Genomic DNA, 15447 nt, shown 5'->3' on the forward strand with positions numbered 1-15447 from the left:
CCTGAAAAAGATGAAAACACGCAATATACTGATGGCAGCCGGACTGGTGACGCTGCTGAACGCCTGTAACAAAGACCTTCTCGAAATTCCGCCGCTGTCGAAAGTGACACCGGAGAACTATCTCACCGAAGAATCGCAGCTGGCGGCTTACGCCATCAAACAATACGAAGGCCTGCCGATATTCGGTTATTTCGATGGCGACGCGCATACAGACGTAGCCGCAAGAAGGGTGTACGACGCCAAATACACGCCGGGGCAATGGCGGGTGGCGCAAACCGGCGGCGCCTGGTCTTTTACCAGCATTTTCCAGTGCAACTATTTCCTCGAAACGGTATTGCCACGCCTTGCTGCCGGGAAAATCACGGGCAGCGAAGCCGGCATCAAACACTATATCGGCGAAATATATTACCTGAGAGCCTGGGCTTATTTTGATAAACTGCAGGGCCTGGGTGATTTTCCCATTATCAAAACCACGCTCACGGACGATAAAAAACTGTTGACCGAAGCCAGCAAACGTATGCCGCAGAACGAAGTAGCCCGTTTTATTTTATCCGACCTGGATTCCGCGATCCTGCTGATGGGCAACACCGCGCCCAGCGGCGGGAAAAACCGTTTGTCGAAGTTGTGCGCGCAGCTGCTGAAATCGAGAGTGGCATTGTATGAAGGCACCTTCCTGAAATATTTCAAAGGTACCGCCTATGTGCCGAACGGCCCGGAATGGCCCGGCAAAACAAAGGATTACAACGCTTCTTACCAGTTCCCTTCCGGCAGTATCGACGGAGAGATCGATTTTTTCCTGACCGAAGCGATGAACGCCGCGAAAGCAGTGGCGGACGCGGTGCCGCTCGTGAACAACACAATGGCCGCGCGGGCGGAAACTTCCAACGAAGATTTTGCCGTGGCCAGCGAAGCCAATCCGTATTGCAGGATGTTCAGCTCCACCGATCTTTCCGGCTTCAGCGAAGTGCTGCTGTGGCGCGACTACGATCTCGGGCTGGGCGTGAGCAACGGCATTCCCAATACCATACAGGCCGCGCACGGATGGGGCCTTACGCGCGGGTATGTGGATCGTTTCCTGATGGCGAACGGTTTGCCCATCTACGCGCCCGGTTCCGGTTACGCGGGCGACGATTCCATTCAATTGGTACGCGAAAACCGCGACGGCCGGCTTTGGCTGTTCCTCGCGCAGCCCGGCCAGATCAATATCCTGAAACCTTCGCCGCTGGGCACGCACGCTACGCCGGTAGTAACTTACCCGGACATTCTCAATCTCATCGGCAACCACGATAACGTGACCGGCTATATGAGCCGTAAAGGAAATGTGTACGACGGCGCACAGCTGGGCAACGGTCGTGGTGATGTAGGAAGCATTTCGCTTCGCGGAACGGAAGCGTATTTTAATTACATGGAAGCCAGTTACGAAAAAACAGGAACGGTAGACGGAACCGCAAAAACATATTGGGAAGCTATCCGGAAACGCGCGGGCGTGGATATCGATTTCCTGAAAACCATTGCGGCAACGGACCTTTCCAAAGAAGCGGCCAACGACTGGGGCGTATATTCCGCCGGCGTGATGGTAGATAAAACATTGTACAACATCCGCCGCGAACGCAGCTGCGAGCTGATGGGCGAAGGGCTCCGTTACATGGACCTCCGCCGCTGGCGCGCGCTGGACCGGATGAGCGCCGAGCCTTATCATGTGGAAGGTTTCAAATTATGGGGGCCGATCAAGAACTGGTATAAAGCGTCGACGCTCACGTATAGCATCGGCGACCGGAGCACAGTGTCCGATCCGGCATTGAGCCCGTACCTGCGCATCTACCAGAAAACGCCGACAGTGCTGGCATTTACTGGCTACAGGTGGACGATGGCGCATTACTTCAGCCCCATCGCGATGCAACATTTCCTGATCACTTCAGACAACAACGACGTAACCACTTCTCCCATCTATCAAAACCCCGGATGGCCGGTGGAAGCCAACAAACCGGCGCTGGGTTTCTAAAAGTTTCACGATTGATTATATAAACAGGGGCGCATACATCGTATGCGGCCCTGTTTTGTTTTGGATGGAGAATGTCATAAGAGCGAAGACATATTGTCATGCCGCATATATAAAAATATTATTAAAATTTTTCAGCCTGTTGCGGATTGCCTGTTTTATTACGATCTTTGCGGCGCCTGTGGCCTCTTTTCGGGTAGCGGGCAAAGCTGTGAAAGAGGAAACCTTTGTTTTTTGTTCCTATTTTAATAAACTTCGTATTACTTTTGAAGTGAGATGATCAGGTCGATATTTACAATTTTCCTTTCTATATTTTTTCTGCTGCTGGGGAGATATGCTTTTACCTTTCATAACCGCGCCTGCCATATGCCGGCGAGCACGTACGGGAGAACCGCTTCAACCGTCTGCCTTACCCAGGACAAACCCGGCCGGATCAGCAAACCTTTAACGCATAACCAAAAAGGGGATCACAAAGCAAAGGCCGTTGAAATAGAGGAGGAGGAAAACGAGCTGTCACTTTTCAGCAAACACCTGGAATCATATCATTTCTGGCGTTCTTTTTTCGACGATCAATCCGACGCTTCCGGCGACCCGGACGACCCCCTTCCTTTCTGCGAACATTTTTCTTTTTATTCTTCCTACAAATTTATCATTCACCTGGTAATCAGGATTTGATATGTTAGCCCGTACCAGGCGATTTTCGTTCGCCTGAAACTCCCTTCCACCCGACATTTGCGCAACCTGCCCAGCCTTAGGGGCCGGGGCATTTCATGCCCGGGAAGGAATATAGCGCTCAAAGAACCGCATTAAGAACACATCAAATACTATGAAAAGGATTTTCATGCTCATGGGCTTGTGGGCCGTACTATGCCATACAAGCTGCAAACCAAAAGAAGAAAACAAGGAAGAAGCCGCCAAACTGGTGGTGACCAGCCCGCTGAAAATGGATACGACCATCACCCGGGAATACGTTTGCCAGATCCGCTCCATCCGCAACATCGAATTGCGGGCACAGGAAAAAGGGTACCTGCAGGACATTTTCGTGGACGAAGGCCAGGAAGTGAAAGCCGGGCAGCTGCTGTTCCGCATCATGCCGAAACTGTACGAGGCCGAAGCGCTCAGAGCTGAAGCCGAAGCGGAAGCCGCTGAGATCGAAGTGCAGAACACGCAGGCGCTGGCAGACCGCAACGTGGTTTCCAAAAACGAACTGGCCCTCGCAAAGGCCAAATTGAAAAAAGCAAAGGCCGAACTGGCGCTGGCACAGGCCCATCTTGCGTTTACGGAGATCAGGGCGCCGTTCGACGGCATCATGGACCAGCTGCACCTGAAAAAAGGAAGCCTCGTGGAAGAAGGCGACCTGCTCACCAGCCTGTCAGACAACAGCCGCATGTGGGTATACTTCAACGTATCTGAACCGGAATACCTCACCTATGCCTCCAACGCAAAACCGAAAGAAAAGCTGAAAGTGGACCTGTTGCTGGCCAACAAGGAAATTTTCAAACACGCGGGCGTGGTGGAAACCATCGAAGGGGAATTTAACAACGAAACCGGCAATATCGCCTTCAGGGCCACTTTCCCGAACGGGGAAGGATTGCTGCGCCATGGCGAAACCGGTAACGTGCTCATCAAACAGCCGCTGAAAAACGCGCTGATCATCCCGCAGAAAGCTACGCTCGAGATACTCGACAAAAAATATGTGTACGTGGTGAACAAAGACAACGTGGTGCAGTTGCGCCCCATCACCATCGAGGCCGAAATGCCCGACCTGTACGTGCTGAAGGAAGGCGTGAACGAAAATGAGAAGATCCTGCTGGAAGGCCTGCGCAAGGTAAAAAACAACGACAAGATCGCATTCGATTATGAAGAACCGAAGGCGTTGATCGATCATTTGATGTTGCCGTCAGAATAATGTAAGAATCAAAAAAATAACAGGATGTTTAATATATTCATGAAAAGGCCGGTGTTTGCGATAGTGATATCTTTCTTCATTATCTTCATGGGCATACTGGCCATTAACACCCTTCCCACCTCACAATTCCCGTCTATTGCGCCGCCAAGGGTGATCGTGAGCGTGGCGTACCCGGGAGCCAGCGCCGATGTGCTGGTGCAGTCCGTTCTTATCCCGATGGAAAAAGCGGTGAACGGCGTGCCGGGTATGAAGTACATGACCTCCGACGCCACCAGCGCCGGTGAGGCCAATATACAGGTCGTGTTCGACCTGGGCACAGACCCGAACCAGGCGGTGGTAAACGTAAAGAACCGTATTGAGCAGGTGACCAGCAGGCTGCCGCCGCTCGTTCAGCGCGAAGGGCTCGTGGTGAACATTTTGCAGCCGAACATGCTGATGTACGTGAACGTATACAGCAAAGATCCAAAGGCCAACGAAAATTTCCTGTACAACTATGCTAACATCAACATATTGCAGGAACTGAGAAGGGTGAAAGGGATCGGCAGCGCGCAGATCCTCGGCAGCCGCCAGTACGCGATGCGCATCTGGCTGAAGCCGGACAGGATGCGCGCATACAACGTTTCAACCGAAGAAGTAATGGAAGCGCTGGGCTCCCAGAGCATCATCGGCTCGCCGGGCAGGCTCGGCCGGAGCGACGGCAAACGCTCCGAAGCGCTCGAATATGTATTGACCTACCCGGGCCGATACAACAAACCCGAACAGTATAAAGACGTGATCATCCGCGCCAGCTCCGAGGGTGAGATCCTTTACCTGAAAGACGTGGCGGATGTGGAATTCGGCAGCGAGTTCTACGACATCTATTCCAACCTGAACGGCCACCCTTCCGCCGCTATCGTGCTGAAACAAACATACGGCAGTAACGCCAGCGACGTGATCAAGGCCATCAAAGCCAAACTGGACGAGATCAAAAAAAGCTCTTTCCCGCCGGGAATGGACTATGAGATCAGCTACGACGTTTCCAACTTCCTGAACGCTTCCATCGAAAAGGTAATTCACACCCTGGCGGAAGCTTTTGTGCTGGTAGCCATCGTGGTGTTCCTGTTCCTCGGCGACTGGCGGTCTACGCTTATTCCCACGCTGGCGGTGCCCGTATCGCTCGTGGGCGCGTTTTTCTTCATGCAGCTTTTCGGGCTTACGATCAACCTCATCACACTGTTCGCGCTCGTATTGGCGATCGGTATCGTGGTGGATAACGCGATCGTGGTGATCGAGGCGGTGCACGCAAAAATGGAAGAGGAGGACCTTTCGCCGTACCAGGCCACCATCAAGGTAATTCATGAGATCAGCGGGGCGATCATCGCGATCACGTTCGTCATGACGGCCGTGTTTATCCCGGTGGCGTTCATGTCCGGCCCTGTCGGGATCTTTTACCGGCAGTTCTCCATCACCATGGCCACGGCGATCGTGCTTTCCGGCGTGGTGGCGCTTACGCTTACGCCGGTGCTTTGCGCCATGATCCTGAAAAACAATCATGGCAAACCGCGCAAAAAATCACCCATCGATAAATTCATCGACGCCTTCAACCGTGGTTTCGAAAAAGTGACCGGCAGATACACCGGCCTGCTGAGACTGATCGTGAACAGGCGGCTGGTTACCTTCGCGATATTGCTGGCGTTCGGTTTCGGCATATTGGGCATTTCCCGCAACCTGCCTTCCGGTTTTATCCCGAACGAAGACCAGGGCATGATCTACGCCATCATTCAAACGCCGCCCGGCTCCACCCTGGAAAGAACGAACGATCTCGCGCGCAAGCTGCAGGATATCGCCGAACATGTGGAAGGCATCCGTTCCGTTTCCGCACTGGCGGGGTATGAAGTGCTCACTGAAGGCCGCGGGTCCAACGCCGGCACCTGCCTGATCAACCTCGAAGACTGGTCGGACCGTAAACATTCGGTGACGGAGATCATCGAAGAGCTGGAAGAAAAATCGAAGGAAATTCCCGGTGCAACGATCGAATTCTTTGGCCCACCTGCCGTACCGGGCTACGGCGCGGCGGGCGGTTTCGCATTGCGCCTGCTGGATAAAACGAACAGCGACGATTACCGCGACCTCGAAAAAGTGAACGACGAATTTATGGCGGCGCTCGAAAAACGCAAAGAACTGAAAGGTTTGTTCACCTTCTTCAGCGCCAACTACCCGCAGTACGAACTGCAGATCGACAATAAAGCCGCGATGCAGAAAGGCGTTTCCATCGGCAAGGCCATGGACAACCTGTCTATCCTCATCGGCAGTACCTACGAGCTGGGCTTCATCCGCTTCGGTACTTCCCTTAAGGTGTACGTGCAGGCTTCCCCCGAATACAGGGCGCTGCCGGACGATCTCATGAAACTTTACGTGAAAAACGACCGCGATGAAATGGTGCCTTATTCCGCATTCATGTCGATCAAAAAATCGCACGGCCTCAATGAGATCACGCGCTATAACATGTACACGTCTTCCGCCATCAGGGGCGAGCCCGCCGCGGGTTACAGCTCCGGCGAAGCGGTGGACGTGATCCGGGAAGTAGCGGCCAAAACCTTGCCGCGCGGCTACGATATAGACTGGGAAGGGCTTTCGAAAGACGAATCCGAACGCGGGAATGAAGCCTTGTACATTTTCCTCATCGTGTTGGGTTTTGTGTACCTGATCCTTGCCGCGCAGTATGAAAGTTTCATTTTGCCGCTGGCCGTGCTGTTTTCGTTGCCCGCAGGGGTTTTCGGAGCGTTTTTACTGGTGAAGGTGATGGGCCTGGCCAACGATATTTACGCACAGGTGGGCCTGGTGATGCTCGTGGGGCTGCTGGGTAAAAATGCCGTGCTGATCGTGGAGTTTGCCGTGCAGAAACACCGCGCGGGCGCTACGGTGCTGGAAGCGGCCATCGAAAGCGCGAAGGTGCGTTTCCGCCCGATCCTGATGACTTCCCTCGCATTCATCGCCGGCCTGATACCGCTGGTATTCGCCACAGGTCCGGGCGCCATCGGCAACCGTACCATCGGCGCGGCTTCCGCGGGCGGCATGCTGATCGGTACAGTGTTCGGGGTGATCATCATCCCCGGCCTGTATTACATCTTCGCCAAAATAGCGGAGAAACGCAAGCTGATCCGGCACGAAGAGGAGAATCCATTAACTGAAGAAATCGAACACAATGTTTAAACGAAGCATATACAAATACGCAGCGCTTGGCTGTGTTTGCCTGACGTACGCCGCCTGCAAAATTCCCGAACTGACGGGGAAAACGACCGAGAACAGAAACGTTCCGGCAGCGTACGCCGCATCGCAGGACACGGCCAACATCGCGAAGATCAAATGGAAGGAATATTTCACCGATCCCTACCTTGCCGCGCTGATCGATACGGCGCTGAAAAATAACCAGGAGCTGAACATCACGCTGCAGGAAATAGAGATCACTCGCAACGAGATCCGCGTCCGGAAAGGGGAATACCTGCCGTTTGTGGGCGTAAAAGCCGGCGCCGGCGTGGATAAACCGGGGAGGTACACCAGCCAGGGCGCGGGCGACGCCACCACCGAGATCAAACCCGGTAAAGAAATGCCCGATCCGCTGCCGGACTTCCTGGTGGCGGCTTACGCAACCTGGGAGGTGGATATCTGGCACAAATTGCGCAACGCCAAAAAGGTGGCCATTGCCAAATATTTGTCTACCGTGGAAGGGAAAAATTTCGTGATCACCAACCTGGTGGCCGAGATCGCCAATTCTTATTACGAATTGCTGGCGCTGGACAGTCAGCTCGATATCGTCAAAAAGAACATCGCCATCCAGAACAACGCGCTGGAGATCGTAAAACTGCAGAAAGAAGCCACGCGCGTAACCGAGCTGGCCGTGCGGAAATTCGAAGCGGAAGTGCTGAAAACAAAAAGCCTGCAGTTCGACATCCAACAGCAGATCACCGAAACGGAAAACAGGATCAATTTCCTGCTGGGACGCTACCCTGCGCCCATTGCGCGGAACGACCAGGCTTTCAACACAGAGGTGTCTGATCTCGTGAGCGCCGGCATTCCTTCGCAGCTGCTGGAAAACCGCCCGGACATTAAAAAAGCCGAGCAGGAGCTGGCCGCGGCCAAACTGGACGTGAAGGTCGCTAAAGCGCGGTTCTATCCGTCGCTGGGCATTTCCGCGTCGGTAGGTTACCAGGCGTTTAACCCTTCGTACCTGCTGAAAACGCCGGAATCGCTGCTGTATTCGCTTTCCGGCGACCTGGTCGCCCCGTTGGTGAACAGGAACGCGATCAAAGCGGATTATTACAATGCCAACGCCCGGCAGATACAGGCGGTATACAACTACGAACGCAGCATATTAAACGCGTATTTCGAAGTGGCCAACCAGCTGTCCAAACTCGGTAACCTGAAAAAGAGCTACGACCTGAAAGCGAAACAGGTGGAAACGCTCACACAATCCATCACGATCTCGAACGATCTTTTCACTTCGGCGCGCGCCGATTATATGGAAGTGCTGCTCACGCAGCGCGACGCGCTGGAATCGAAGTTCGAGCTGATCGAAACGCAGAAGCGGCAAATGAATGCCAGGGTGAATATTTACCAGGCGTTGGGCGGCGGATGGAATTAAGAATTGTTTGCTGATACGTCGCAGAATAGAGGGATACAAAGTCATCAACGGCCGTTACAGGCTGTTGGTGACTTTCCCGTTTATGGCGTTTATTCCTGTCCACGGTAATTTTTCGGGGCCTGTCCGTACATGTCTTTAAAATATTTATTGAAAAGATTGTAATTGGAAATGCCCACTTCGGCCATCACTTCGGAAATTCTCATCGAGCCTTTTGCCAGCAGCTGCGCCGCCCGTTTCATCCTGATCTGCCTGATCAGTTCTGACGCGGTTTTGCCGATGATATCGTGCAGCCTCCGGTGAAGATGCATCCTGCTCATGGTTACCTGCTGACTGAGCGCTTCCACGCTGAAGCCGGGATCGGAAATATTTTTTTCTATGATGCCGATCACCTGTTTTAATAATTCCGCATCGGCGTCGGGTATTTCCATTTCCGCGGGCGTGGCGATGTTTTGTTTGTAAAGATTGGCCATCAGCCGCTGGTCGGATTGGAGGATGTTGTGGATCTTGAGCAGCAGCAGGCGATAATCGCAGGGTTTGCCGATAAAATCGTCTGCGCCCGCTTCCAGGGCCTGTTGCAATGCTTCGTTGCCGTTGCGAACGCTATGCACGATCACGGGAATGTGACTGGTGCCGGCATGGCTTTTCAGCTGCCTGCAAAGTGAGATGCCGTCCATCCGGGGCATCATCAGGTCTGTCAGGATCACGTCCGGCTGGTATTTGATAGCGTATTCCAGCCCGGTTTGCCCGTCCCGCGCTTCATACACCTGGAATTGTTCGCTCACATGCTCGCGGATGTAAGCCAGCTGTTCTTCATTGTCTTCAATGATCAGGAAACTGCGCCGGTTCTTTTCTTTTTTGACGGGAACGGTTTGCTGTTGCACCTTTTCAGGTTTGTAGATCTCGCCCGGCGGAAAACTATGCAGTCCTACCGGGAAAGAAATTTTAAATGTGGCGCCCGCATTTTCGATAGACGATACCTCGATGTTTCCGTGGTGCAGCTCGATCAGCTTTTTCGACAACGCCAGCCCGATGCCGCTGCCGAAACTGCTCTGTTTTTTTCCCTGGTAGAACATGTCGAATATCTGCCCGATCTCTTCCGGGTCGATGCCGGTGCCTGTATCGCGGAAAGTGATGTGCGCTTCGGGAGACAGGCCTTCCGCGCCCGTCACCGTCAGGGTCACTTCCACTTCACCATTTTCCGGCGTGTATTTGAAGGCGTTCGCCAGCAGGTTGAAGATCACTTTTTCGATCTTGTCTTTATCGTACCACGCGGCATAGCTCATCCGGTCGAATTGAAAGCTGTAACGGATCTTTTTCTGTTCGGCCGTCCAGTTGAAAGCGTTTTTCACATTCGCCACGGTTTGCACGATATCTCCCTGCGTGATGAACATGCTGTTGCTTTCAGACGAGATCTTCCGCAGGTCCAGCACCTGGTTGATGAGCGTGCAAAGCCGCTGGGTATTGCTGCTGACCAGTTCCAGCCTGAACCGGCAGAAATGATCGTAATCGCCGGCCCTGTCCAGCAATTCGCGCACCGGGCCGGAGATCAGGTTTAGCGGCGTTCTCAGCTCGTGGGTAATGTTGGTGAAAAAATTCAGCTTCAGTTCGTTCAGTTCCGTCACTTTTTCCTTTTCAAGTTTTTCCTGGTACACCCGCTCTTTGAGCATGTGTTTGGTTTTATAATGCCGCAGGATAAAGAGCACCAGCGCCGCAAGCAGCAGCAGGTAAATGCTTTTCGCCCACCAGGTGGCCCAGGGCGCGGGCTCTATCACGAATGTGATCCGTTTGTATTGCCCGTTCCAGCGCCCGTCGTTGTTAGATGCAGTGATGAGGAACTGGTAGGTTCCGGCGGGCATGTTGGAATACGCCGCAAAACGCTGTCCTGCGTTGGCAACGATCCAGTTTTCATCGTAACCCTGCAGCCGGTATTTGAACCGGTTGTTTTCCGGTAACGCGTAGTGCAGGGAGGCGAATGTGAGCAGGAAATTGTTTTCCCGGTACGACAGTACGATCCGGTCGGTGTTGTTGATGTCTTTTTCGAGAATAACGCGGTCGTTGATCTTTTCGCCGGCCTGTACGTTTTGGTTAAATATTTTGAGGCCGGTAAGCGCCAGTTGGGTAGGGAAAGGATTGTCCTGTATATCTTCCGGTTTAAAATAATTCAGCCCATTGATGCCGCCCACGTACATCAGCCCGTCCGCATTTCGGTAAACGGCTTCGGTGAGGGTATTGCTTTGCAGGCCGTCTTTGTGGGAATATCTTTTTACTTCGTTGCGCTGCGGGTTGAACCTGAGCAATCCCTGGCTGTTGCTCAGCCAGAGGTTCTGCCGGTCGTCTTTCAGGATGCCGAGTATCTTGCGGTCCTGGAGCGTCGGGTGCCGGATGTGGCTGATGTCGCCGATATTCCCGTCTGTACTGAGACGTACCTTATCAAGCCCTGCATCGGTACCCAGCCACATAATGTCGGAGCTGTCGCGAAAAATGCTCCAGATATAATTGCTGGTGAGGCCGTTGCCGGCTTTCTGCTGGATGGCGCTCACTTCGTAATGGCCTTCGCTGTCGTAACTGACCCTGTTTAGGCCGCTGCCGATGGTGCTTACCCACATCAGGGGAAATACGGGGTCGGCATATACCAGGAAAGTGTATTTGGAGCTGAGCCCTTCGGCCGTGTTTACATTGGAAATGCGGCCGGTGGTGATATTGTAAATGTAAATGCCTTCCCAGGTGGTGAGCCAGAGACGGCCGAACCGATCTTGCGCAATGCCGTGTATGTTGAGTTTCGGGAGTTGCAGCTTGGGTGGGCCGTTTTTGCCGATGCGGAACAGCCCGGCAGAAGTGCCTGCCCATTTGTCGCCGCTACGATCTGTAAAAATGGACGACACCCATTCCCGCCCCACTACGGATTCGTAGTTGTGCAGCGTTTTGGTGGGAAGATGGTAGCTGAACAGGCCTTCGTTGGACGTGCCCACCCAAATGTTCTGCCCGTCGTCGCAAACCGCGGTTACAAATTTTCCCTTGTAGCCCAGCTCGCCGATATGATCGCTCATAAGCGGGTAAAAAGGGAAGAATTTTTTGATGGTGAGATTGGCGTAATTCACGCCCTTCTGGAAAGTGCCCGCCCAAAGCACATTTGAGCGGTCTATTAAAATGGTGCTGATGGTATTTTCCGCGATGTTGCAGAAAGGCTGCGGCGTAACGTATTTTTTCTTCAGTTCGGGCGCGCCTGAGCTATTTATCTTCAACTGGTACAAACCACGGGTGCGGTGCGCCACCCAAAGGTCTCCGTACAGGTCTTCCTGGATAGCCGTGACCTCGCCGGGCGCTTTCTGCGGAAAAAGCGTATACAATTCCCGCCTGATTTGAACGTACGGGTACCCCGAACCTTCCAGCGTGATCCGGGAAAGCTGGTCGTTTTCCCCCAGCCAGATATTTCCCTGCCGGTCTTCGTACAGGGTGCTCACCGCCGCAGTATCCACTTCCCGGATCGGCACAAGCGAAGCCGTTTTGCCCTGCTGGCTGAAATAGAGCCCTTTGCCCGTGGCGATCCACATATTGCCGGCTTTGTCGCACAAAATAGTATTGATGGTTTGTTTGGGTAGCTGTTTCACCAGCGTCCGGAAGTCAGGGCTTAAAATGGTGATCCCGTCCGGTGTGCCGATCCAGAGAATACCCTGCCGGTCGTTGCACACGGTTTTGATATCATGTTCCCACGGATGCTGGCCGCTGAGGGAAAAATGGGAGAACCGGTCGTGCACCGGGTCGTAAATGTTCAGTTCCCCGCTTTGCGTACCTATAATAATATGTCCGTTCACATCTTCGTAGAGGCTGCGCACCCGGTTATCGCTCAGGCTGTTCTTATTGGCCGATTCATGCCGCCGGGTGGTCACCGAAAATCCGTCGTACCGGTTCAGCCCATCCCAGGTCCCGATCCAGATGAACCCCTTTTTATCCTGCAAAATGCAGGTCACGGAGTTTTGCGACAGACCGTTGTTGACGGAGAGATAATTAAAGAATATGTTCTGCCCTGTATCCGGAACGGCCCATCCCCGAGCGACGGTTTGGCAGAACACCAGCAACGCGAAAATCAAGCCCTGTTTTTTCATGCGAGTGGAATAAAAATGATGCCCCTTGCCGCTAATATACTCCAAAACCATTGCTCCCGGCGGGTTTTGTTACAAAATAGCAGGTTTTATGTTACATCCCTGCCAACCCCGGAATGGATACTTTGATAATATTGTCTGGCTTTATTTACCCGTCAAGATGTCGCGGGTTTTTATCAACCACGAAAAACAGTGAACAAAAAGATGAACTTCAAAACCACGTTATTATTACTGGGTTGTTGGTTCGCCGGCAGCCGGGTTGCCGCTGCTCCTTCGCAGGGCGGTCCGGCTAATGCCAGCCGGTTTTCCACCGCAGGTTTTTACAGCATCCCCGGAAGCCCCCGTAAAGTGTTCAATTTTAATCCCGGATGGCGGTTTTTAAAAGGAAACCCCAAAGGAGCGGAAGCCCCGGGCTTCAACGACGATGCCTGGCAAGTGGTGAACCTGCCGCACGGGCTGGAAACTTTGGGGGAAAATGCCAGCGGCATGCGCAATTACCAGGGGCCGGCGTGGTACCGGAAGTCTTTCGTAACGCCCGCTGGCGCGGCAAAACAGCGCACGGTGCTGTATTTCGAGGCCGTGATGGGCAAATCGGCGTTGTGGGTCAACGGGCAAAAGGTCGCCGAACATTTCGGCGGGTACCTCCCTTTTTCCGCGGATATCAGTTCATATTTAAACCCTGAGGGCCAGCCTAACCTGGCAGCCCTTTTCGCCGATAATTCAGACGATCCCTCGTACCCTCCCGGCAAACCGCAGGACGCGCTCGACTTTACTTATCTCGGCGGCGTTTACCGCGACGTATTCCTTATCCAGGCTTCTCCCGTGCACATTACGTTCACTACCGAAAGCAAAACCATCGCCGGCGGCGGGGTATACGTGGCGGTGAAGGACGTGAACGGCAACAACGCCCGCCTCGACGTAAAAACCGAAGTGATCAATGAAAGCAATGCGGCCGTAACCCTCACGCTGCGCAGCACGCTGGAAGATGCGGGCGGGAAGGCCCTGCTCCGGGAAGAAAAAAAGATCAGCCTGCCCGCCGGCGCCAGCCGGCAACTGCTGCAGGAAATGAATCCCCGCGGCATCCGCCCCTGGCATCCGGACGATCCGTACCTGCATTTTATAAGGACGGAAGTGATCGTGAACGGAAAGGTGACAGACAGCTACCGCACGCGGTTCGGGATCAGGTTGTTTGAAATGCGCGGCGACGAAGGATTTTTTGTCAATAAAAAGTATATCGGTTATAAATTATCCGGTGTAAACCGGCACCAGGATTATGTTTTTGTAGGCAACGCGCTGGTCAACTCCGGCCAGTGGCGCGACGCGAAGCTGCTGCGCGAAGGCGGCGTCAATATCGTGCGTGGAGCGCATTACCCGATGGACCCCGCGTTCATGGACGCCTGCGATGAGTTGGGCCTGCTGGTGGCCGTTGCTACGCCCGGCTGGCAGTTCTTCAACACAAAAGATCCCTTGTTTGAAAAACGGATCGGCGAAGACGTGCGGAACATGGCGCGCCGCGACCGCAACTATGCTTCCGTGCTGCTCTGGGAAACGGCGCTGAACGAAACAGACGATCAGACCATTTCCATGATGAAGGAACAGCACCGCATCACGCACGAGGAAATGCCTTATCCTGGCATATTTACCGTTTCTGATGTAGACAAGGCCAAGCTGGCCGGTTTCGATTTTTATTACCACGGCGCGATGCATGAAGAAAAATGTTCCTTCACACGCGAATACGGCGATGGCGGCGAAGTGGAGAATTTTTATTCGCAGAACGCGATGACGCGGGTAAAACGCGAATGGGGAGAGCATGCTATGCTGAACCAGGCCACGATCAGGGCAAACGGACTTGACGATATTTACAGCACGCCGCCCAAGCGAATCGGTGCGGCCATCTGGTGCGGCATCGACCATCAGCGGGGATATCACCCCGACCCTTTCTGGGGCGGCCTGCTGGACGTATACCGCATGCCGCGATATTCATATTATCTCTTCAAAAGTCAATACAGTCCAGGTTTTCAGCTGAAAGGGATTTCCACCGGGCCGATGGTGTACATCACCCACGAGCTCACGCAGGTGTCTGACAAAGACGTGATCATTTACAGCAACTGCGAGGAAGTGCGACTAACATGGCTCGGGAAATTGATCGGTACGCTGAAGCCGGACAGCAGCCTGCGCCGCATGCCGCATGCCCCTTTCGTTTTCAGGAACGTGTTCGATTATCATGATATTTCCTCGCGCTGGCGCAACAAAAGCGATAAGGTGGAAATGATCGCAGAAGGCATTATCGGCGGGAAAGTAGTTTGCCGCGAAGTAAAAAAATATGCGGAACGGACCACGGGCATCAAATTGACGGTGGATTCGCTGGATATGGGACTGGTGGCGGACGGCGCTGATTTTGTACCGGTGCGCGCCACGATCGTGGACAATAAAGGCATTCCGAAAGTGCTGGCGGCGGAAGAAGTGCATTTTGAAATTTCCGGCAACGGAAGCCTGATCGGCGGGATAATGAAAACACAATTCGGCACGGCTACGGTGCTCGTAAAAACAGGCGTTCGCCCCGGGCAGATTAAAATAAAAGCTTCCGCGGCCGGTTTGAAAAGCGACGAGATCACGCTTGTCAGCACCGCTTCGCCACTGCCGCTGCTGTATTCGGAAAATACGTCCTTGCAGCCGGTACTGCCGGTTCCATCGATGAAAGAAGATCAACTGACCAACGCTGATGTAGAAAAACTCAAAGAAGAAAACGCGCGGCTCCGCCAGCAGGTGACCAGCAAAGAACAGGAAATCATGGAAATGCGCAGCAGGATCAGGTAAT

Annotated in this window: 7 protein-coding genes; 6 read left to right on the forward strand and 1 reads right to left on the reverse strand. The window is 53.5% G+C overall.

Annotated elements, in window-relative coordinates:
* The first annotated feature begins 10 nt into the window (after positions 1–10).
* From J7I43_RS21065 to J7I43_RS21085, 5 genes are all read left to right on the forward strand, one after another.
* Positions 11–2002 carry a RagB/SusD family nutrient uptake outer membrane protein gene (locus J7I43_RS21065; protein ID WP_209147844.1) on the forward strand — a complete coding sequence of 664 codons (1992 nt, stop codon included), beginning with the start codon at positions 11–13 and terminating at the stop codon, positions 2000–2002.
* A 363-nt stretch (positions 2003–2365) separates the two neighbouring features.
* Positions 2366–2674: a hypothetical protein gene (locus tag J7I43_RS21070; RefSeq protein ID WP_209147845.1), complete on the forward strand. Its 309-nt coding sequence runs from the start codon at positions 2366–2368 to the stop codon at positions 2672–2674.
* 151 nt (positions 2675–2825) lie between these two features.
* A complete protein-coding gene (locus tag J7I43_RS21075) occupies positions 2826–3908 on the forward strand; it encodes an efflux RND transporter periplasmic adaptor subunit (RefSeq protein ID WP_209147846.1) in 1083 nt (360 codons plus the stop codon).
* 24 nt (positions 3909–3932) lie between these two features.
* Positions 3933–7100 carry an efflux RND transporter permease subunit gene (locus tag J7I43_RS21080; RefSeq protein ID WP_209147847.1) on the forward strand — a complete coding sequence of 1056 codons (3168 nt, stop codon included), beginning with the start codon at positions 3933–3935 and terminating at the stop codon, positions 7098–7100.
* The gene (locus J7I43_RS21085; protein ID WP_209147848.1) at positions 7093–8529 is read left to right on the forward strand and encodes a TolC family protein; all 1437 of its coding nucleotides are present in this window, start codon (positions 7093–7095) and stop codon (positions 8527–8529) included. The genes J7I43_RS21080 and J7I43_RS21085 overlap by 8 nt, the downstream gene beginning before the upstream one ends.
* Before the next feature lie 89 nt (positions 8530–8618).
* Here J7I43_RS21085 and J7I43_RS21090 read toward each other — a convergent pair whose 3' ends face one another.
* The gene (locus J7I43_RS21090; protein ID WP_209147849.1) at positions 8619–12632 is read right to left on the reverse strand and encodes a hybrid sensor histidine kinase/response regulator transcription factor; all 4014 of its coding nucleotides are present in this window, start codon (positions 12630–12632) and stop codon (positions 8619–8621) included.
* A gap of 201 nt (positions 12633–12833) precedes the next feature.
* On the opposite strand from J7I43_RS21090, the gene J7I43_RS21095 reads away from it, so the two are divergent.
* On the forward strand, positions 12834–15446 hold the full coding sequence (locus tag J7I43_RS21095) for a glycoside hydrolase family 2 protein (protein ID WP_209147850.1): 2613 nt from the start codon (positions 12834–12836) through the stop codon (positions 15444–15446).
* Position 15447 lies beyond the last annotated feature (1 nt).

The sequence above is a fragment of the Chitinophaga chungangae genome (genome assembly GCF_017742215.1).
GTDB classification, from domain to species: Bacteria; Bacteroidota; Bacteroidia; order Chitinophagales; family Chitinophagaceae; genus Chitinophaga; species Chitinophaga chungangae.

Coding starts and splice junctions, on each gene's coding strand:
- J7I43_RS21065 (WP_209147844.1), top strand. CDS start 11: ATGAAAACACGCAATATACTGATGGCAGCCGGACTGGTGACGCTGCTG.
- J7I43_RS21070 (WP_209147845.1), top strand. CDS start 2,366: ATGCCGGCGAGCACGTACGGGAGAACCGCTTCAACCGTCTGCCTTACC.
- J7I43_RS21075 (WP_209147846.1), top strand. CDS start 2,826: ATGAAAAGGATTTTCATGCTCATGGGCTTGTGGGCCGTACTATGCCAT.
- J7I43_RS21080 (WP_209147847.1), top strand. CDS start 3,933: ATGTTTAATATATTCATGAAAAGGCCGGTGTTTGCGATAGTGATATCT.
- J7I43_RS21085 (WP_209147848.1), top strand. CDS start 7,093: ATGTTTAAACGAAGCATATACAAATACGCAGCGCTTGGCTGTGTTTGC.
- J7I43_RS21090 (WP_209147849.1), bottom strand. CDS start 12,632: ATGAAAAAACAGGGCTTGATTTTCGCGTTGCTGGTGTTCTGCCAAACC.
- J7I43_RS21095 (WP_209147850.1), top strand. CDS start 12,834: ATGAACTTCAAAACCACGTTATTATTACTGGGTTGTTGGTTCGCCGGC.